A 19880-nucleotide genomic window follows, 5' to 3' on the forward strand; every position below is an offset into this window, starting at 1 on the left:
ATGAAAATCGCGGTTGCAGGTACCGGTTACGTAGGACTGTCCGTGGCGCTGCTGCTCTCGCAGCACAACGAGGTCCACGCGCTCGACATCATCCCGGAGAAGGTGGAGCTGCTCAACAACGCCAAGAGCCCGATCGTCGACAGGGAGATCACCGACTTCCTCGACGAGAACGCGTCCGGCCAGCGTCCTCTTGACTTCCACGCCACGCTTGACCCCGAGCAGGCGTACACGGGCGCCGAATACGCGATCATCGCCACGCCGACCAACTACGATCCGAAGAAGAACTACTTCGACACCTCCAGCGTCGAGGCCGCGATCAAGGCCGTGCGCACGTACGCGCCGGATGCGTGGATCGTCATCAAGTCCACGATCCCGGTCGGCTACACGAAGAAACTCCACGAGCGTTTGAACGACAACCGCATCCTCTTCTCCCCGGAGTTCCTGCGCGAGGGCCACGCCCTCTACGACAACCTGCACCCGAGCCGCATCGTCGCCGGCGCCCCGCAGGACGATCCCGAGGCCGTCGCCGCCGCCCACACCTTCGTTGGGCTCCTCGCGGCCGGCGCCGCACCCGAGGAGGCGGCCCGCGTCAACCCGGACGGATCGACCGGCATCCCCGAGCTCGTCGTCGGGCTGACCGAGGCCGAGGCGATCAAACTGTTCGCCAACACGTACCTGGCCCTGCGCGTCGCCTACTTCAACGAGCTCGACACGTACGCGGAATCGCGCGACCTCGATACGAAGTCGATCATCAGCGGCGTGTGCCTCGACCCGCGCATTCGTAACGACTACAACAACCCGAGCTTCGGCTACGGCGGCTACTGCCTGCCCAAGGACACCAAGCAGCTGCTCGCCAACTACGACAAGGTGCCGCAGAACCTCATCGAGGCGATCGTCGACGCCAACCGTACGCGCAAGGACTTCATCGCCGACGAGATCCTCGAACGCGTCGAGGAATCCGGCGCCACGAACCCGGTCATCGGCATCTACCGCCTCACCATGAAGTCCGGATCCGACAACTTCCGCCAGTCCGCCATCCAGGGCGTGATGAAGCGACTCAAGGCCAAGGGTCTCACCGTCGTCGTCTACGAGCCCACGCTCGACGCGCCTGACTTCTTCGGCTCCAAGGTCACCCACGATCTGGCCGCATTCAAGGCCGAATCCACCGTGATCGTCGCGAACCGCTGGAACGACGACCTCAAGGACGTCGGCGAAAAGGTGTTCACGCGCGACCTGTTCCGCCGCGACTGAGCGGGGCTTGCCTGAAATACTCCTCGCCTGACTACCCCTCAGTCCCGCTTCGCGGGCCAGCTCCCCTGACAAGGGGAGCCAAAATGGGGTTGTTCCGATGGTGGCGTATCGTATCCGCGATACGCCACCATCACTTGTATTCGGAGGGCATATGCGCCGAGGTCTCCTGCTGAACCTGATCAGCAACATCGTGTTCTTCGTCAGCGGATACGCGCTGCACTTCTTCCTCGGCAACACGATGCCGCCGGCCGCCTACGGTGTGGTCGGCACGATCATCACGGTCCTCGACTTCGAATACATGTTCGTCTCGAACGGCGCCCGACAGTCCGTTGCCAGCGAGATCTCCCGTCGCCGCTACGCGTTCCGCGACGTCGTCGGCAAGACGCTCGCCTTCCAGATGATCGTCGTCGCGTTCTTCTTCTGCGTGAACTTCCTCGGCGCGCCCCTGTTCGGCATCGTCCTCAACGATGCCTCACTTGATCGCTACTTCCGCATCGCCGCGTTCCTCGTCGTCGTCAACGGGCTGCAGACCGTCCTGCTTGGCGTCAACGACGGACTGCAGCGATTCGGCACGAGCGCGCTGCTGAGCACGTTCTACCCGATCGCCAAACTCGGCGTGATCCCGCTCATCATCTTCGTGTTCCGCAGCGACCCGGTCATCGGCGTCGAAATCGGCTTCCTGCTCGCCGTGGTCCTGACGATCCTGCTCGGCTGCGCGCTGCTGTTCGCACGGCGCGGGGAGCTGCGGGAACTACAAGCGCTCGACGGAGACCGACGGACGCCGGAGCGCATCCCGTTCCGCTACGTCGCCACGCACACGCTGAGCTTCTCGTTCTTCTTCATCATGGTCTCGCTCGTGCTGAGCGTCGATACCCTGATCGTCAAAGCGGTCGTCGAACCCGCGTCGATGGCCGGCTACTACACCGGCGCGATGAACTTCGGCAAAATCGCCTACTACCTGCTGCAGGCGTTCTCCACGATCATCCTGCCCGTGGTCGCGAAGCTGGTGGGGGAGGGGCGGCGCAGCGAGGCCGTCTCGCGCACCGCGGACCTGCTGCTCGTGGCGTTCGTGTTCATCCTGCCGATCTGCGCGGTCGTCTCGGCGAGCAGCTCGAACCTGCTGACCGCCTTCTACGGTCCCTCGTTCGACGTGGCCTCGACGGCATTGTCATGTCTCGCGTTCTCGAACTTCTTCATGGGGATCACGGTGATCCTCAACATGGTGCTGAACTCGTTCGGCTCCAGCCGATTCTCCGACATACTGTCCATCGTGTCGCTCGTGGTCGTGATCCCCGTGTTCATCATCGCCGCTAGGGCGTTCGGCATCACGGGCATCGCCGTCGCCAGCGTGACCTGCACGGGCCTCGCGATGCTGGTCACGTTCCTGCGCGTGCGCCAGAAGGTCGGCCGCGTGATGCTGCGCCGCACGTGGATCGTGCTCGGGGCGAATGTGGTCTTGTGGCTGGTCGTGCGGCTTGGTTTCACGTATTTCGGCGGTGTTCTTGGTACGGGAGTCGCCGGCAAGGGCCTCGAGCTGCTCGCGCTCGCCGCGGCGTATGCGCTCATCTACGTCGCCTACCTCGCCGTGCTCTTCGTCACCAAGGTCATCACCGTGAGCCAGCTCAGGGCATTGGGCAGGTAGCGTGTGAGTGCTGGAGACAACGATGTCATTCGACATGGTTCGAGATATTCGAGACCGTGCCTTCGCTTTTTTCTGGCGTAATGCTTGTTCCCTTATTCCGCGGGTTCTAACTCTGTTACGAGGGGTACTTTCGCCCTTTTGCGGACATCTATCCGCGTTACGAGGGGTACGTGTGCCAAGTACAAAGGCTCGGAAACCGCTTGACTGTGTGACCATTATGCGGTTCCCGAACCTGTATACCTGAGGTATGTACCCCTCATAAGCGAGATAGATGTCCGCGACGAAGGAAATGTACCCCTTGTAACGCGGAAAGTAACCAAAACGGCGCTTTCTCTCGTGAAAGTTGGCGCTTACTTCCCGAGTTCCCGGGCGACGTACTCCCTGAGGCTGGTCTCCCAGTCGGCGGGCGTGTATCCGGCCGCTTCGATTTTGGTCAGGTCGAGCGCGCTGTGGACCGGCCGCGGGCTTACGGGGTTCTTCGCGTTGGCGAAGTACTCGGCGGTCGAGATCGGCTGGACCCTGTCGCCGTTGCCGTTCGTCTGCTCGAACACGGCCGCGGCGATCTCTGCCCAGGACCTGACCGTGCCGCTTCCGGTGAGGTTGTACGTGCCGTACGGGGCGTGGGAGTCGAGCAGGTGGAAGATCGCCTCGGCCATGTCCTTCGTGAACGTCAGACGCCCGAACTGGTCGTTGACCACGGTGACATGGTCCAGCGCATCCGCGGGGTCGGCCACACGGTTCGAGAGCGCCATCATGGTCTTGACGAAGTTGTGGCCCTCGCCGATCACCCAGCTCGAACGCAGGATGTAATGCTCCGGCGCGTTGGCCACCGCGATGTCGCCCGCGGCCTTGGTCTGCCCGTACACGCCCAGCGGCGCGAACGCCTCCGACTCCGTATGCTCCTCGCGCGTCCCGTCGAACACATAGTCCGAGCTGATGTGCACGAGCGTGATGTGATGCTCCGCGGCCACACGCGCCAGCAGGGCCGGACCGGCCGCGTTCGCCTTCCACGCGACCGGGCGGCCCTCCTCGGTCTCGGCCCTGTCCACGGCCGTATACGCGCCCGCGTTGATGATCGTCCCGTACAGGCTCCAGTCGAACCGTTCGTAGGCCGTCGGGTCGGAGAAGTCGAACGTGTCGATATCCGTATACTCGAAGCCCTCCAGATGATGGGCTTCAGCGTACGCGCGGATCGCATGACCCAACTGCCCGTTGCAGCCCGTCACCAGCGTTCGCTTCGGCGCCATCGGCTTCGCATCCTTAAGCATCGGATGATGCAGGTCCGCCTCGCTGCGCTCGCTCTCCGCCAGGGGGATCGGCCACTGGATGTTGAGCGTCGGGTCGGCGAGGTTCACGAACGTGTACGTCTTCTTCTGCTCCAGACTCCAGTGCGCGTTCACCAGATACGTGTACACCGTGCCGTCCTCAAGCGCCTGGAAGCTGTTGCCCACGCCACGCGGCACATAGATCGCACGCGACGGATCCAACCGCGTCGTATACACCTGACCGAAGCTCTCACCCGGACGCAGATCCACCCACGCGCCGAAGATCTCACCGGCCGCGATGCTGATGTACTTGTCCCACGGCTCCGCATGAATGCCGCGCGTCACGCCCTTCGTCGCGTTGAACGAGATGTTGTTCTGCACTGGCCCGAAATCCGGCAGACCCAGCGCGGTCATCTTCGCACGCTGCCAGTTCTCCTTGAACCAGCCACGATTATCCCCGTGCACCGGCAGATCAAACACCAACAGGCCCGGAATATTCGTCTCCGTGACCTTCAATTCCTTCTCAAACTCAAAACCCATGATCCATGGTTCCTTTCTTCCCCGTTTCCCGTCAGGAGAAATAAGAATGCTGCAATTTCAACGTTTCTCTCTTCAAGTGGCCTAGCTGCTTTCTGCTGCTTTCTGCATTCCGTAGAAAGCAGCAGAAAGCAAGCCTATCCGCTTTGCCCGGCAATCCGCCATTTCGAATATCTGCGTGACCCGATGTTGGCAATGACACCGTCTCGCCTCATTGCGGTAAGCAGATTATCAATCTTGCGTTGTTTTTCACTATCCGACAGGTCCTCGCCGAACTTCGGGATCAAAAGCTCGTTGATGTCAGAACGCGTCGCCGTGCCGAAGGTCTTCAAATACTGTTCCACAAGCCGTCGATAGAACATATCATCCTGACTGTGCGCGCGTATGAAATCCGCCTTGGTATCCGTGGCGGACGCGACTACGGGAGCCACACGAAGATGAGGTTTGCGGCCTTCGATCAGCCCTCGACGGCGCAATCGATTGGCCGCAGCATTGGGAATCGCCATATGCTTCTGCACGCGGTCCAGCGCCAGAACATCAGACAACGGCAGATCCGTATTGCTCAGCAGCAGACGGGTGTACTCCGGATCGACCACCCCGCCGTACATGGTGAGACGGACCTTCTCGGGGTCGCTCAGATCGTAGTCCGGCAACGGCAGATACCGTTTCGCCTGCACCTCGTTCATGCGTTTGATGCCGTATCCCATGCGGTCGATCATGTACAGCTCGCTCATGGCGCGGACGAGGAACGGATTGCGATAACGATCGGGAGACTTGTCCCCCAATACGTAATCGTCCGGAGTGCCCTCGAAGAACGAACCGCAGCTATCGAACGTGAGTCTGTCCGGATGCTCCGTAACCAGAATTCGAGCAGGGCGGCGGTAATCCTGATGGGCGATGCAGTTATGCAACGCCTCAAGCACCGATTGCTCGTCGTATTTCGAGACTTCCTGCTGCAGAAGAGTTCCAGGAGGAAGCAGACGAATCTGGATATTGCGGATACGACTGTACAGTCGGGTGGTGGTCAGCATGAACGGAAGACCGAAATGCTCGTAGGCGCTCTCCTGTCCGACGAGCTTCCAGGTCATCTCGTACATACCGGCGGGCAGTTTGTCCACCGATTCCTCTTTGCCGAGGAGCAGTAACGCGGCACGCGTGATCGCTCCATCACGCGTCACATGAGCGCGATTCAGGAACTCCCGGTCGCTCCATCCCGAGACCTCCTCGGGATCGAACCGATTCGCATGCGCCTTGAGGAACGACTCTCTGGCATACTGGACCGCCTCGGGATCCAGATCACCCAATGATGCGTCGGGAACCGTCTGGGCGCTCCAATCGTTCAGCGAGCTCTCACCGCGGATGGCGTCCAGCTTGTTGATGCTCAGAGCGACCAGACTCTCGCCGCTGCGACCATGGAAGTACCCCTGCCATGAGACGGGCATGCCTATCGGCGCCGGGGGAATCTCGAACATGAGCACACGACCCTCAGGCGTGTCGAGCTCATGAATCTCCCGAAAAGAGGAACGCGGCTCGGTATCCCTCGTAATCTGCATTTTCAGCTGCTGCAGCCGTTCGGGATTCCGCCCGTAGAATGTGCCCACGATTGCGTGGGTCTTGTTCTTCACCCCGAATATCAGCCAAGCCGACTCGGCTTGACGCAGATTCGCCTCATTGGACAACGCCGAGAAGTATTTGCCGATATCCTGCGTGGAGTAATTCTCATTGGCCTCCTTGAACTCGACGACCTCGTTCTCCCATCCCGAGATCAGTCTGCTCAGAATCGACATAAGCTCATCCTGAGAGTATGACGCCATGCTCACCTCCACGTCATGTCAGCGCCATCCGCTGCGACAGATCGAATCAGATCACTGTCCCTGCTGCTTGTACTTGGCTTCGGTGGCGGCCTTGGCCGGCTCCCACCAGGCGCGGTTGTCCGTGTACCACTTGATGGTCTGCTCGAGGCCCTTCTGGAAGTCCGTGTGCACGGGCTGCCAGCCGAGCTCGGTGCGCAGCTTCGTCGAGTCGATCGCGTACCGGCGGTCATGACCCGGACGGTCCTTGACCCAGTCGAAATCGTCCGGATCCTTGCCCATCACGGTCAGGATGTCGCGCAGCACCGTCAGGTTGTTCCGCTCGCCGTTCGCGCCGATCAGATACGTCTCACCGATCCGGCCCTTCGTCAGGATCGTCCACACGCCCGTCGAATGGTCGTCCGTGTGGATCCAGTCGCGCACGTTCGACCCGTTGCCGTACAACTTCGGTCTAAGGCCGTCGAGGATGTTCGTGATCTGACGCGGGATGAACTTCTCCACATGCTGGTACGGACCATAGTTGTTCGAGCAGTTCGAGATCGTCGCGCGGATCCCGAACGTGCGATGCCACGCACGCACTAGCAGATCCGACGACGCCTTCGTCGACGAATACGGGGAGGACGGATGATACGGGGTCTCCTCGGTGAACTTCGCCGGATCGTCCAGCGCGAGATCGCCGTACACCTCGTCCGTGCTCACGTGATGATAGCGGATCCCGTACTTGCGCACGGCCTCCAACAGGCGGAACGTGCCCTCCACGTTCGTCTTCAGGAACGGCTCCGGGTTCGCGATCGAGTTGTCGTTGTGCGACTCGGCCGCGTAGTGCACGATCGCGTCATGCCCCGGCACCAGCTTGTCGAGCAGCTCCGCGTCGCAGATGTTCCCGTGCACGAACTCCACTCGGTCACCCAGAATGGACTTGATGTTTTCAAGGTTGCCCGCATAGGTGAGCGCGTCCAGGACCGTGACGTGCACGTCCGGATGGTTGTTGTACACGTAGTGCACGAAGTTCGAACCGATGAACCCACAGCCACCGGTCACAATGATGTTATGAGGAGTAAACACCTCGCCAGAATCTTCAGCCATACCCCAAAAGTGTACAAGCCGGCCTTCCGCAGTGGGTGCGATCATTCCGGGGCAATCCTATTCCTCAGCCCATCCTTACCGATGAAAAAGGGCTGTCCGATCGGGAAACGATCGAACAGCCCAAGCAGTTCATATCACATGCAATCGAAGCGGTTTTTATCGAACCGCGCCGCGTCACTTAACGAGCAGCGGCGCCACCTGCTCCTCGTACGCGGTCAGCGCCGTGTCGATGACGTTGTGCATGTCGTAGTACTTGTACGTGCCGAGGCGACCACCGAACACGGTCTTCGGCTCAGCGGCGGCCTTCGCGGCGTACTGCGCGTACAGGGCCTTGTCCTCGTCGGTGTTGATCGGGTAGTACGGCTCGTCGCCGCGCTCGGCGAATCGCGAGTACTCCTCCCACACCACGGTCTTGCCGGGCGTGTACGACGCGGCGCGCTCCGGGTTGAAGTTCTTGAACTCGATTGAGCGGGTGTACGGCACGTCCGCATCGGAGAAGTTCATGACCGGGCAGCCGAAGTGGTCGTCCTCGTCGTAGCGGACCTCCTTGAAGTCGACCGTGCGCCACTTGAGGTCGCCGAGCTCGTAGTCGAAGTAGCGGTCGACCGGACCGGTGTACACGACCGGCACGCCGGCCTCGCGCAGCGCCTTCTTGTTGTACGGCTGCATCTCGTCGAAGAAGTCGACCCCGAGCTCCACCGTGATGCGGGGATCGTCGATCATCTTCTCGAACCATGCGGTGTAGCCGTCCTTCGGCAGGCCCTCCCAAGTGTCCTTGAAGTAGCGATTGTCGTAGTTGAAGCGCACCGGCAGTCGCTTGATGATCGACGCCGGCAGTTCGGCCGGATCGGTCTGCCACTGCTTGGCCGTGTAGTTCTTGATGAACGCCTCGTACAGCGGGCGACCGATCAGCTGGATGCCCTTGTCGTTGAGGTTCTGCGGATCGGAACCGGCCAGCTCGCCCGCCTGCTCCTGGATCAGCGACTTCGCTTCGGCGGGCGTGTAGTGCGCGCGGAAGAACTGGTTGATCGTGCCCAAGTTGATCGGCAGCGGGTAGACCTCGCCGTCATGCGTGGCGTACACGCGATGCACATAGTTCGTGAACTCGGTGAATCGATTCACGTACTTCCACACGCGCTCGTTCGACGTGTGGAACAGGTGCGCGCCGTACTTGTGGATCTCCGCGCCCGTCTCCTTGTCGAAGTACGAGTACGCGTTGCCGCCGATGTGATCGCGCACGTCGATGATGTGCACTCGCGCGCCCGCGTGCTCCACCGCCTGCTGGGCGATGGTCAGGCCGAACAGGCCCGCGCCTACGATCACCAGATCCGGGTATTGCGTGTTTTCCGCCATCAATATTCCTTACTGCTCAGGTGCATGTGGACGCACTTGCGCCGCATGCACGTGACATCCATCCTCGATTAGACTACCTCTCAGTCCCGCTTTGCGTCTTCTCACGCCAGCTCCCCGCCGTCCGGCGAGTACGTCGGCTTGGCCAGCGACGCGGGCAGGATCCGCTTGACGCTCTCCTCGAACAGTCGCATCCTTCGCGCGCCCATGCACTGCATGCGCTGCGCGAGCGTCAGCTTGCCGCGCAGCTCCTCCAGTTCGGCCGTGTCGAGCGCGAACTGCTCCTGATGCTCCGGCACGTCGAAATCGGGCGCGGATTTCGCCTGTTCGTACGCGGTCACCATCGTGTAGTAGCTGCGGGCGGGCAGGATCCCCTTGTCGAACGCGAACCGGAAGTTCGCCGTCCCCGCCGTGAACCGGTCGTGATAGTAGCGGAATCGCCGACGCTCATCCGCATCGCCGTCCAGCACCCGGTACAGCACGACATCCATGTCCGCGACCTTGCTCATCCGCGAATACAGCTCTCCCGCGGCCAGCAGCTCCGGCGAGTAGATGCTCTCCGGCAGTCGCACGTCGTCCCACACCGATGCGCGATACAGTCGTCCCCAGTCCTCGTCGTTCAGATACCGCGCCTCCGTGTTGTGCCCGAACTCGTCGCCGAGCACGCGCACGCTCTTCAGGAACACGCTCTGATACGCCTCGAGCGCGTCGGTGAACACCGTCACCGACTCCGGCTCGCGCGCGCCCTCGGCCGACACCTCGGACACCGCATACAGCTGGTCGGGCGTGAACCGCTCCCAGCGCGACTTGGCCATATCCGCACCGGTCTTGATCAGCGCGTGCAGCAGCAGTTCGATGGCGCGGCGATCCAGCACTCCGTCGCTGCCCACGAACGCCACGTACTCGCCGTGCGCCGCATCCAGTCCGGCGTTCCTCGCCCGCGCCGCGACGTCGCCGTTCTCAGCCGCAGCGTCGTCAATCGCGTCGATTGCATCATCGGTCACGTCATCATCGGTCGCTTTGCCGATCGCATCGATCGCAGCGGCATCGTCGCCTACGTGGTCGGCATCATCATGGTCGGCGTCGACGGGGGTCGTCGTGTCATGCGCGTCGGACTCCGTCCCTCTTCCGGGATCCGTGCCCTCGTTCTCGGAATCTATGCCTTCGCTCGCGGGATCCGTGTCTCTATTCCCGGGACCCATATCTCCGCGATCGGGCTCCGCGTCCGGCTTGCTGCTTTTGCTGTCCCGCTCTCCGTCGCCGTTCGACGCATTGAGATCGCTCAGCATGATCGTCTTCACACGGCCGTCGCGACGCGCATACTCGTCGAGAATCACGGGACCGTCGTCGTTCGACCCGTCGTCGACCAGAATCACCTCGAGATTCGCGTACGACTGGCGCAGGATCGAATCGACGCAGTATCGCACGGTCTCCGCCGCGTCGTGCACGGTCACGATCACCGACACCAGCGGCGAGACGGGGGATTGGGACTCATCGTCCGCGGCCACGAACTTCGGCATCACCCGGTGCGCTCGATTGGCGCGATCCGCCCGGCGCGCGGCGCGTTCCTCGCCCGTCGGCGCATACGACGGTTCGATCGCGGCCGGTGTGGCCGGTGTGGCCGGTGTGGCCGGTGTGGCCGAGACGGCCGGTGCCTCCGCCGCGTCGGCCGTGGCCTGCGGCGGTGTGGTCGGAATCGCGTCGACCGACGGTCCACTCTGAACCCCCGCCTCCGCCGAAAGCGGGGACTCGGGACTCGGCGATGCGTACGGTTGCAGAGGCTCTTGCGGCATATATTCCCTCAGACTTCCTTCCCGACGGTGACTTCCGACTGCGACGATTCCAGATTCCAGCAATGATTCCAACTACAGCGACTCATAACCTATCCTCCCCGCAGCCCCGCCACCCCAAAATGTTCGAATCCATCCCAATAACTCCATGACGCCTTCATACGAACTTCACGATTTGTTCGATTTTGCCCCCCGGTCGTGTTTGTGCAGTGCCCTCTGCGGGCTATTAGTCCTAGGCGCCCCCGCATGTTCGGTGCCGCGGTGTCTGAATGGAATATGCGGCAACCATCTCGGCAAACCATCTTGGCGGGGCTTGGCGGGGCGCGGTCCTGAATTTGCGGACAGTTTCATTCCGCGTGGTGAGCGATGGTTGCGGTGCTATCCGGAATGAGTAGTCTATTGCGGGTTTCCCTGTGCGAAGGGCGATAAAAGAAACGAAGGAGTGCATACGCTATGACGAGCGAGCAGAGCGAGCAGAAGAACGAGAACATTACCGAAGCCACCGGCGTCGCCGAGAACGCGAAGAACGCCGAAACCGCCACCCCCGCCGCCAAGCAGTCGAGGAAGGACCCGATCATCGGCATCATCGTCGCGATCGTGGTGGTCGTGATTGCGGTCGTCACGTTCATGCTGATCAACGGCGGCGACAAGGCCAGCGCCGAATCCGTCGAGAACTGCCAGCTGCAGGTCGAGGCCCTGAAGGCTCATCAGGAGGCGCTGAAGACCACGCAGGAATCGGCCGACGAAGCCGCCAAGCTCACCGCGAAGGACGTCGAGGACGCCTCCCTGCTGGATGACCTCAAGACCGCGCAGGCCGAGGTCGACAAGCTCGGCGACGCTCCCACCTGCCCGGCCGACGGCTCCCAGCAGGAGGTCGACGACGCCACGCAGGCCATCCGTGACTATGCCGACAACCTGCGCGGCGCCACGAGCGGCCTCGACGCCGCCGCCAAGGCCGCGATCGCCTCCAACGAGGCACTGACCGGCACCGCCGAGTGATTAGTTGAACCCGACCACGCGCTCGGCCACGCGATACCCCCAGCGGATCACGAATCGTCCGGCCGAGCCGTGCAGGTTCAGCGCCCGAGACATCGGCTTGCGTCGCACATCCCGATAGATCGACGACGAATGATCGCGGATGTCGGACCACAGCTGCTTCTTCTTCGCGTAGTTCTCCGAGTCGCGCGAGAGAATCAGGAACACGCTCGCCACCGAGCTCTCGATCGCGAGGAAGTGGATCATGTACCGGTACAGGCCGTCCGGCACGGTCCCGCGCTCCGGCGTCGCCTCGACCATGCGATGATTGACCAGAATCAGCTGGTCGACGCGGCGGATCATCACGTCGGTCTGCACGCTCTGCCCGTCGCGTCCGATGAAGTAGTGGTAGAACGGCGTATCCAGATATCGCAGCGACTTCACCCACGGGAACGGTTGATACGCGTAGATGAAATCGACGTAGAACGTGTGCTCCGGCAGCTGCATCCCTGACTCGCGCACGACGGCCGTGCGGAAGATCAGCGCATGCATCAGGATGTATTCGGCGAGTCCGAAATGCCCGAGATCATCCCAGGTGAGGCGCTCGCCGGCCTTCATCGCGTGACGGAAGTTGACCTCGTGCTTGTGACGCTTGCCGACCTTGTCGTACACGTAGTTGGTCACGAGCATGTCGATCGGGGCGTCGGCGTCGATGCCGCCCTTCTCGGCCTCGTCGCGCAGCACGCTCATCACCTGTTCGAGCGATTCCGGTCCGACCCAGTCGTCGGCGTCGACGACCTTCACGTACATGCCGCGGGCCGCGGCGATGCCGGTATTGACCGCGCCGCCGTGCCCCTTGTTCTCCTGATGGATCGCCCTGACGACTCCGGGGAATCGCCGTTCGAACGCACGCGCCACCTCCAGCGTCGAGTCCTTCGACCCGTCGTCGACGACGAGCACCTCGATATCGTCGATGCGTTTCGCCGCCGTGAGCGAGAGCACGCAACGCTCCAGATACGTTTCCATGTTGTAGGCCGGAACCACGAAGGTGAGTGTCTTGGGCGTCCTGTCGGCCGTCGTCGTCGCCGGTAGTGTCATATGGTTTCGGTCCTCAACGTCACAAATCGGGTGGTACTTTCAACGCCACAGACTAGCACTCATTCGACTTGGTGGGCATTAGGATACATATTCTGCACATCGCGCAGCACAGGATGCGGCCGTCGGGAGATTGATCATCGGGGGATCGGGGGCCTCTTCATCCCGCCGATATAGGCAAGTTGTGACAACGATAATTGTCACGACGTGCCGAAAGGCGATCAGGAATCACGTTGTGGCATTCGCCGCATCTGTCATACCTGTCGTATCCAGTGCATCCGCCTCTTCGCCTACGTCACCATTCGCGTCCGTGGTCTCCGTGGTCTCATCGGGATCCGCGGTTGCGGTCGTCGCCGTGCCCCTCGTCGTCGCCGCGGCCTTCTCCGCCGCCCGCCGCGCGCGCTCGCCCTCGAACAGCAGTTTCGGCTTGGAATCAAGGCGACTCAACCCGTGCCACGCCAGATCCACGATGTACGCGGCCAGCTGCTCCTTGCTCACTTTCGGCCGATCCGCCCAGTACTGTCCGGTGAACACGGTCATGCCGACGAGCATCTGCGCGTAGTACGGCACGCCCTTGGGCGAGAGCTTCTGCCGTTTGAACGCAGCCGTGAGCAGGTCCTCGACGCGCAGGGAGATGTCGCCCAGCAGCGAGCTGAACGATCCGGACGGGTCGGTGCTCGGCGAGTCGCGCGAGAGCACCTGGAACCCCTCCGCGTTCTCCTCGATGTAGGTGAGCAGCGCCAGCGCGGTGCGTTCGACGATCCGCCGCGGGTGCATCGTCGGATCGTCGAGTGCGGCGGTGAGCGTGGAGGTCAGCGCCTGCATCTCGCGATCGACGATGACGGCGTACAGGCCCTCCTTGCCGCCGAAATGCTCGTAGACGATCGGCTTGGACACCTTCGCGTGACTGGCGATCTCCTCGACGCTCACCGCCTCGAATCCCTTGGCCGCGAACAGCGACCGTCCGATGCGGATGAGTTGCTCCCGTCGCTGATACGACGTCATACGTGAGGAAGTGACCATATGAGCGCAGTCTAGTCGGCGGCTTGGTCGGGACCGGGATGCCTTGCGGCGTACGCTCTCTGTGGTTGATTACGGCCTGATCCCGGAATGCGTACGTTGAGTCCGGATCAGCATACGTTCCTCGTGGCGATATCGGCCCTATCACCCGTGTTCGTACGCTGCCGTCGACTCGGCGTACGTTTTCGGGTGATAGGGAGGCTAAAGCCACGATCTGCGTGCGCTGAGCTGTGTCTGGCGTACGCAAGTCGTGACTAGCACCGAGATACCCCCGATCAACGTACGGGGTGTCGTCGGGCCTGGTGGGGGCGACCGGGGCCGGACCGGGACTGACCAGGTCCTGCAGGGGCGACCGCCCAATAGACGCCCTTCATTAGACTGGGGATCATGGATAGCAATACTTTGGCCATGATTGGCGTCGGCGTAGTCGCGATCGTTCTGATCCTGCTCGCCGTGTGGTTCTCCAAGTCGCGCAAGCGCGATCTTGACAAGGTCTTCGAGGAGCGCGAGCAGCTCCGCGAACGGGAAGAGCAGGACGAGGAACGGCGCAGGGCCGACGAGGCCGCGAAGGCCGTGAAGGAGTCGACGACCGTCGAGCCGGCGGAGTCGTCGGAGACATCGGCGAAGCGGCCGGCGGCGGAACGCTCCGATACGTCCGAATCGGCTCCCGCGCGCGCTGCATCGACTGCGGCGGCCGTCACCTCCACTGTGTCCGGGGAACGGGAATCGCAGGAATCCCGGGCCGCCGAAACATCCGCCTTCGACGGGGAATCGGCCGGAACGGGCCCGTCGACTGCGGCGGCCGATCAATCCGAGGAGACCGAGGGATCCACCGTTTCCGAAGATTCCGCAGTCGCGGCCACCCAGCCCGCCGCCGAAGAATCCGAGGCCGATGAGTCGGCTCCGGAAACCGAGTCCCAGCCCGAATCCACGCCTCGTCCGGTGCCGGCCGTCCGGCCCGAGTCCCAGCCCGCACAGCCGGCCCCTGCCCCCCAGCCCGTAACCCCCCAGCCCACACAGCCGACTCCCGTCCCAACCCCCAAGCCGGCAACCCCCAAGTCCGAATCCCCGGAGAAGGTCGTCTCCCGACTGACCCGTCTCAAGGAGAAGCTCGCCAAGTCGAGCAACCCGTTCGGCAAGGCCCTGTTCAACATCCTCACCAAGGACAACCTCTCCGAATCCGACTGGGAGGACGTCGAGGACACGCTGCTGCTCGCCGACGTCGGCGCCGAGGCCTCCGGCCAGCTCGTCGACGATCTGCGCACCGACGCCCGCGTCACCGGCAAGGCGACTCCCGACGAGGTGCGTGCGGCCCTGAAGGAGAAGCTCCTCGATCTGGTCGGCCGTGACATGGATCGTCGCCTGAACGCCGACAAGCCCGGCGCGAACAGGCCGAGCGTCATCATCATGGTCGGCGTCAACGGCACCGGCAAGACCACGACCGCCGGCAAGCTCGCCCGACTGTTCGTCTCCGAGGACAAGAAAGTCGTCATGGGCGCGGCCGACACGTTCCGCGCCGCCGCCGCCGATCAGCTCGAGACGTGGGGCGCCCGCGTGAACGTGCCGGTCGTGCGCTCCGACAAGGACGGCGCCGATCCTGCGTCGGTCGCCTTCGAGGCCAGCGCGAAGGCCAAGGAGATGAACGCCGACGTCCTCATCATCGACACCGCCGGACGCCTGCAGAACAAGTCCAACCTGATGGATGAGCTCGGCAAGATCCGCCGCGTCACCGAGAAGAACCTGCCCGTCGACGAGGTCCTGCTCGTCCTCGACGCCACCACCGGCCAGAACGGCATGACCCAGGCCAAGGTGTTCGCCGAGGCGATCGGCATCACCGGCGTGGTCCTCTCGAAGCTCGACGGCTCCGCCAAGGGCGGCATCGTGATCTCCGTGCAGAAGGAGCTCGGCGTCCCCGTCAAGCTCGTCGGCCTCGGCGAAGGCCCCGACGACCTCGCCCCCTTCACCCCCGAATCCTTCGTCGACGGCATCCTCGCCTGACCCGATGACCTGACTCGATTAACAATCGCGTAACCTGACGTAACGAACTCAAAACCAACCGGGCGTTCACTACCGAACTGTTAGCCCCGAACAGGGGACGGCAATAACGAACAGAGATCCGGTCCGCCGCACGACGGCCGTGACGTATAGACGTATAAGTCATGAGTCATGGCCGCCGAAGCGCGCAGACAGGCCGGAGAGAACAAGAGAGGGAGGTAGACATGGATTCCGGAAACACCGCATGGATTTTGACTTCCGCGTCCCTGGTTTTCCTCATGACGCCGGGTGTGGCGTTCTTCTACGGTGGCATGGTCCGTGCGAAGGCCGTGCTGAACATGCTGATGCTCGAGGCGGCGGCCCTGTCGGTCACCATGGTCATCTGGACCCTGTGGGGCTGGTCGATCGCCTACGCCGGCAGTGATATCGGCGGCATCTTCGGCGATCCGGCCTCCGGCTTCCTGCTGAAGGATTCGATGGTCGCCCAGGACGGCGTGTTCACCACGACCGGCCTGAACGCGAACAAGTATCCGGTGTCCGTCGACGTGGCCTTCCAGGCGGCGTTCGCGATGATCACCGTGGGCCTGATCTGCGGCGCCATCGCCGAGCGCGTCAAGTACAGCACGTGGATGATCTTCGTGGCCCTGTGGATCACGTTCGACTACGCTCCGCTGGCGCACATGGTCTGGAACAAGGGCCTGCTGTCCGGCACCGGCGCGATCTCCACCGCCATCGGCGCCGCCGCCCACGATTTCGCAGGTGGTACGGTCGTCCACATCAACGCCGCAGTCGCCGCGCTGGTGATCGTGCTGATCATCGGCAAGCGCAAGGGCTTCGCCGTGCAGCCGTTCCGTCCTCACAACGTTCCGTTCGTGATGCTCGGCGCGTTCCTGCTGTGGTTCGGCTGGTTCGGCTTCAACGCCGGTTCCGCGTTCGCCGCCAACGGCACCGCCGGCTACGCGTGGGTCTCCACCTCCGTCGCCGCTGCCGCCGCCATGCTCTCCTGGGGCTTCACCGAGAAGATCCGTACCGGCCACTACACCGCGATGGGTGCGGCCTCCGGTATGGTCGCCGGTCTGGTCGGCATCACCCCGGCCGCCGATGTGGTCTCCCCGCTGTGGGCGATCGTCCTCGGCGCGATCGTCGGCATCCTGACCTGCCTCGCCTGCGGTCTCAAGTTCAAGCTCGGCTACGATGACTCCCTCGATGTCGTCGGCGTCCACGGCGTCGGCGGTCTGACCGGCACCGTCCTCATCGGCTTCTTCGGCGAGGGCACCGGCCTGCTGGCCGGCGGCGACTGGAAGCAGCTGGTCGTCCAGATCGTCATCGCCCTGTGCGCGATCGTCTACTCCGCAGTCATCACCGCGATCATCGCCTTCGCTCTGGAGAAGACGATCGGCTGGCGTGTCACCGAGGCCCAGGAGGTCGGCGGCATCGATCTTGCCGATCAGGGCGAGCGTGCTTACGATTTTGCTGGTACCGCCAGCTCCGTCCTCAAGGAGGTGAGGTGAGATGAAGCTCATCACCGCAATCATTCAGCCCCATAAGCTCGACGACGTCAAGGAGGCCCTCGCGGCCGCCGGCGTGCACGGTCTGACCGTTTCCGAGGCCAACGGCTACGGCCGTCAGCGCGGACACACCGAGGTCTACCGTGGCGCCGAGTACACCGTCGACCTGATTCCGAAGATCCGCATCGAGGTCCTGTCCGACGATGCGGACGCCGAGACCCTCGTCGGCGTGATCGTCAAGGCCGCCGGCACCGGAACCATCGGCGACGGCAAGGTCTGGGTCGCGCCGCTCGATTCCGTCACCCGCGTGCGTACCGGCGAGTCCGGTTCCGCCGCGATCTGACGCGACGCGCCGGTATCTTGCCGGCGCATGACAGACGTCCGGACGCTTTCGCTTTCCCAAGGTCCGGGCCATCAATAGACAAGGAGTCCCCGCACGCCGCTATCGGAGCCGTGCGGGGACTCCGTCGTATCGGGGAGTTTTCCGGCAGTTTTTTCCGGCAGTTTTCCGGAGACATCGACGCATCGACACATCAGGGGCATCCGGGCGGAATCACCCGGAACCTGAAACCCGAAGAAGGAGCCAGCAGACATGACCAGCGCGGTGGATGGTCTCAAACAACGATTCATGGAACTGAGCCGTCCGGACGACGACGGCGTGTACCGTAACGGCGCGGCCAAACGCAAGGCCCGCACCGAGCTTGCGATGACGAGCCTCAAGGCCCTGTGGGCCGAGGCGACGGCCGCCACGAGCTTCCCCGTGCCCGACCACGGCATCGGATTCGCCGCGGTCGGCTCGCTCGCCCGAGGCCAGATCGGCCCCTCCTCCGACCTCGACCTCGTCATCATCTACGACCCCCACGCGTTGAACGACCAGCAGCTCAACGAGCTCGCCAACAAACTGTGGTATCCGCTGTGGGATTCCGGACTCGACCTCGACCATTCGATCCGCACGCGCCAGCAGTGCGAATCGGTCACCGACCATGATCTGCCCGCCGCAATGGGCTGGCTCGACGTCGAACCGATCGCCGGCGACACCGCGCTCATCCGCGAAACCTCCGATTCGATCCTCGAACGCTGGCGCAAAGCCGCACGCAAACGCCTGCCCGAACTGCTCGACTCCGCCAAATCGCGCCTCGACGAGTTCGGTCGACTCCAATACCTGAACCAGCCCGACGTCAAGGAGGCACGCGGCGGTCTGCGCGATTCGGTCCTCGTCTCCGCGCTCGCCGTCTCCTGGCTGGCCGATCGCCCGCACGGCGTCTACGACGAGGCCGTCGACCGCCTGCTTGACGTGCGTGACTGCATCCACCTGGTCGCCAACAAGGACACGAACCTGCTGCTCACCCCCTATCAGGACAAGGTCGCCGCGATGCTCGGCCTCGCCGACCCGACCCTGCCGGCCGGCGGCGAGCGCGAGGCCAAGTCGATCGACGACATGCAGACGATGCTCGCGCGCATCGGCCGCCGCATCGCGTTCTCGCTCGACTCGACCGCCTCCCGCGCCGAGCATTCGCTCACGCACGAGAAGCCGCGATTCGCGTTCTTCCAGATGTTCTCCCAGCGCGCCGGCGGTCACCGCGAGGCGCCGAAGTTCGACATCCTCGCGCCCGGCGTCGCCGAACACGAGCATGAGGTCGTGCTCGCACCCGGCGTCGACCCGTCCGCCGACGCGTCGCTCGCCCTGCGCGTCGCGGTCGCGGCCGGACGTCACGGCCTGCCGATCAACCCGGGAACGCTCACCAACCTGCGCCGCTGCCCGATCCATTCGAACCGGTGGGACGACGCGTCGCGATCGCTGTTCATCGATCTGCTCGCCTGCGGCCCCGCGCTGCTCGACGTGTGGGAGGAGATCGATTTCGCCGACATTCCGGGCAAATGGATGCCCGAATGGCTCGGCATCCGCAATCGCCCGTCCGTGTCGGCCGCGCATCGTTACACGATCGACCGCCACACGATCGAGGTCGTGACGCGATTGGGGCGCGAGGTCGGATTCCCGTCGGCCGCCGCGCGGTCGGGCGAGGGGGCGAACTCCGCCGTCGGCTCAGCCGCGGACTCCGGTGAAATCCTCGCCGCCGACGGCACGGTCCACTACGACGACCGCCACTACGCCGCGCTCCTGCTCGCCGGACTCCTGCACGACATCGGCAAGCGCTCCGGCATCACCGACCATGCCGCCGAAGGCGCACGCCACGCGCCGGTCATCGCCCGACGCATGGGCTTCGACGACGACACCGTGCGCATGGTCACGTTCCTCGTGCGCGAACACCTGACGCTGAGCGAATTCGCGACCGGCCGCGATCCCAACGATCCGGCGACGGGGCGCGAGCTCGCCGATCGCGTGGATCATGATCCGGTCCTGCTCGACATGCTCTACGATCTGACGCGCGCCGACGGCTCGTCGCTCGGCGCGACCCCCGAGGAGACGATCACCAAACGATACGGCTGGAGCAAGTGGAGGGAGACCCTCGCGCGCCAAATGGTCATGGCGGCTCGTGCGCAGATGTGACGTGTCGCGCGTTCGCGGGTGAGCCGCGGGTTCCTGCGTGGGCCGC

General features: G+C 63.4%; 13 protein-coding genes and 2 pseudogenes. 7 read left to right on the forward strand and 8 right to left on the reverse strand.

The window, feature by feature from the left end; translation table 11 throughout:
* Both BW11_RS01735 and BW11_RS01740 read left to right on the forward strand, forming a co-directional pair.
* Positions 1–1251, forward strand: a 1251-nt coding sequence (locus BW11_RS01735; RefSeq protein ID WP_140444665.1) for a nucleotide sugar dehydrogenase, incomplete at its 5' end; no start/stop codon positions are given.
* Between the two features lie 151 nt (positions 1252–1402).
* The gene (locus BW11_RS01740; protein WP_181162476.1) at positions 1403–2893 is read left to right on the forward strand and encodes a polysaccharide biosynthesis C-terminal domain-containing protein; all 1491 of its coding nucleotides are present in this window, start codon (positions 1403–1405) and stop codon (positions 2891–2893) included.
* A gap of 350 nt (positions 2894–3243) precedes the next feature.
* Here the strand turns inward: BW11_RS01740 and BW11_RS01745 are convergent, their stop codons facing one another.
* The 6 genes and pseudogenes from BW11_RS01745 to BW11_RS12005 form a co-directional block, all read right to left on the reverse strand.
* The gene (locus tag BW11_RS01745; protein WP_140444663.1) at positions 3244–4698 is read right to left on the reverse strand and encodes a bifunctional dTDP-4-dehydrorhamnose 3,5-epimerase family protein/NAD(P)-dependent oxidoreductase; all 1455 of its coding nucleotides are present in this window, start codon (positions 4696–4698) and stop codon (positions 3244–3246) included.
* 134 nt (positions 4699–4832) lie between these two features.
* Entirely contained in the window at positions 4833–6482 is a 1650-nt protein-coding gene (locus BW11_RS01750; RefSeq protein WP_258184521.1) for an RNA-binding domain-containing protein, read from the reverse strand.
* Between the two features lie 78 nt (positions 6483–6560).
* The gene (gene rfbB / locus BW11_RS01755; RefSeq protein ID WP_140444661.1) at positions 6561–7592 is read right to left on the reverse strand and encodes a dTDP-glucose 4,6-dehydratase; all 1032 of its coding nucleotides are present in this window, start codon (positions 7590–7592) and stop codon (positions 6561–6563) included.
* Positions 7593–7766: 174 nt separating this feature from the next.
* Positions 7767–8945, reverse strand: a complete 1179-nt coding sequence (glf, locus tag BW11_RS01760) for a UDP-galactopyranose mutase (RefSeq protein WP_140444660.1) — start codon at positions 8943–8945, stop codon at positions 7767–7769.
* A 101-nt stretch (positions 8946–9046) separates the two neighbouring features.
* On the reverse strand, positions 9047–10231 hold the full coding sequence (locus BW11_RS01765; protein WP_308810576.1) for a glycosyltransferase: 1185 nt from the start codon (positions 10229–10231) through the stop codon (positions 9047–9049).
* Positions 10232–10735 (reverse strand): annotated as a pseudogene (locus BW11_RS12005) (glycosyltransferase family 2 protein); the annotation flags it as partial.
* Positions 10736–11185: 450 nt separating this feature from the next.
* On the opposite strand from BW11_RS12005, the gene BW11_RS01770 reads away from it, so the two are divergent.
* The gene (locus BW11_RS01770) at positions 11186–11731 is read left to right on the forward strand and encodes a hypothetical protein (protein ID WP_140444658.1); all 546 of its coding nucleotides are present in this window, start codon (positions 11186–11188) and stop codon (positions 11729–11731) included.
* On the opposite strand, the gene BW11_RS01775 is transcribed toward BW11_RS01770, so the two are convergent.
* On the reverse strand, positions 11732–12805 hold the full coding sequence (locus BW11_RS01775) for a glycosyltransferase family 2 protein (RefSeq protein ID WP_140444657.1): 1074 nt from the start codon (positions 12803–12805) through the stop codon (positions 11732–11734).
* A gap of 225 nt (positions 12806–13030) precedes the next feature.
* A complete protein-coding gene (locus tag BW11_RS01780) occupies positions 13031–13807 on the reverse strand; it encodes a TetR/AcrR family transcriptional regulator (RefSeq protein WP_181162475.1) in 777 nt (258 codons plus the stop codon).
* 975 nt (positions 13808–14782) lie between these two features.
* Here BW11_RS01780 and ftsY point away from each other — a divergent pair.
* The 4 genes and pseudogenes from ftsY to BW11_RS01800 all read left to right on the forward strand — a co-directional run.
* Positions 14783–15820, forward strand: a pseudogene (gene ftsY / locus BW11_RS01785) (signal recognition particle-docking protein FtsY); the annotation flags it as partial.
* 221 nt (positions 15821–16041) lie between these two features.
* Positions 16042–17328, forward strand: coding sequence for an ammonium transporter (locus BW11_RS01790; RefSeq protein WP_140444655.1), 1287 nt, complete (start codon positions 16042–16044; stop codon positions 17326–17328).
* A gap of 1 nt (position 17329) precedes the next feature.
* Positions 17330–17668, forward strand: a complete 339-nt coding sequence (locus tag BW11_RS01795; protein ID WP_043165676.1) for a P-II family nitrogen regulator — start codon at positions 17330–17332, stop codon at positions 17666–17668.
* Positions 17669–17917: 249 nt separating this feature from the next.
* A complete protein-coding gene (locus BW11_RS01800; protein ID WP_140444654.1) occupies positions 17918–19834 on the forward strand; it encodes a nucleotidyltransferase domain-containing protein in 1917 nt (638 codons plus the stop codon).
* The last annotated feature ends 46 nt before the right edge of the window (positions 19835–19880 follow it).

The sequence above is a fragment of the Bifidobacterium sp. UTCIF-38 genome (assembly GCF_006454495.1).
Lineage (GTDB): Bacteria > Actinomycetota > Actinomycetes > Actinomycetales > Bifidobacteriaceae > Bifidobacterium > Bifidobacterium callitrichos.

What these genes read in the sequence shown, in the direction of transcription:
- BW11_RS01750 (WP_258184521.1), bottom strand. Translation starts at nt 6,482, where the DNA reads ATGTCGATTCTGAGCAGACTGATCTCGGGATGGGAGAACGAGGTCGTC.
- BW11_RS01790 (WP_140444655.1), top strand. Translation starts at nt 16,042, where the DNA reads ATGGATTCCGGAAACACCGCATGGATTTTGACTTCCGCGTCCCTGGTT.
- BW11_RS01780 (WP_181162475.1), bottom strand. Translation starts at nt 13,807, where the DNA reads ATGACGTCGTATCAGCGACGGGAGCAACTCATCCGCATCGGACGGTCG.
- BW11_RS01765 (WP_308810576.1), bottom strand. Translation starts at nt 10,231, where the DNA reads ATGCTGAGCGATCTCAATGCGTCGAACGGCGACGGAGAGCGGGACAGC.
- rfbB (WP_140444661.1), bottom strand. Translation starts at nt 7,592, where the DNA reads ATGGCTGAAGATTCTGGCGAGGTGTTTACTCCTCATAACATCATTGTG.
- BW11_RS01770 (WP_140444658.1), top strand. Translation starts at nt 11,186, where the DNA reads ATGACGAGCGAGCAGAGCGAGCAGAAGAACGAGAACATTACCGAAGCC.
- glf (WP_140444660.1), bottom strand. Translation starts at nt 8,945, where the DNA reads ATGGCGGAAAACACGCAATACCCGGATCTGGTGATCGTAGGCGCGGGC.
- BW11_RS01800 (WP_140444654.1), top strand. Translation starts at nt 17,918, where the DNA reads ATGACCAGCGCGGTGGATGGTCTCAAACAACGATTCATGGAACTGAGC.
- BW11_RS01740 (WP_181162476.1), top strand. Translation starts at nt 1,403, where the DNA reads ATGCGCCGAGGTCTCCTGCTGAACCTGATCAGCAACATCGTGTTCTTC.
- BW11_RS01795 (WP_043165676.1), top strand. Translation starts at nt 17,330, where the DNA reads ATGAAGCTCATCACCGCAATCATTCAGCCCCATAAGCTCGACGACGTC.
- BW11_RS01775 (WP_140444657.1), bottom strand. Translation starts at nt 12,805, where the DNA reads ATGACACTACCGGCGACGACGACGGCCGACAGGACGCCCAAGACACTC.
- BW11_RS01745 (WP_140444663.1), bottom strand. Translation starts at nt 4,698, where the DNA reads ATGGGTTTTGAGTTTGAGAAGGAATTGAAGGTCACGGAGACGAATATT.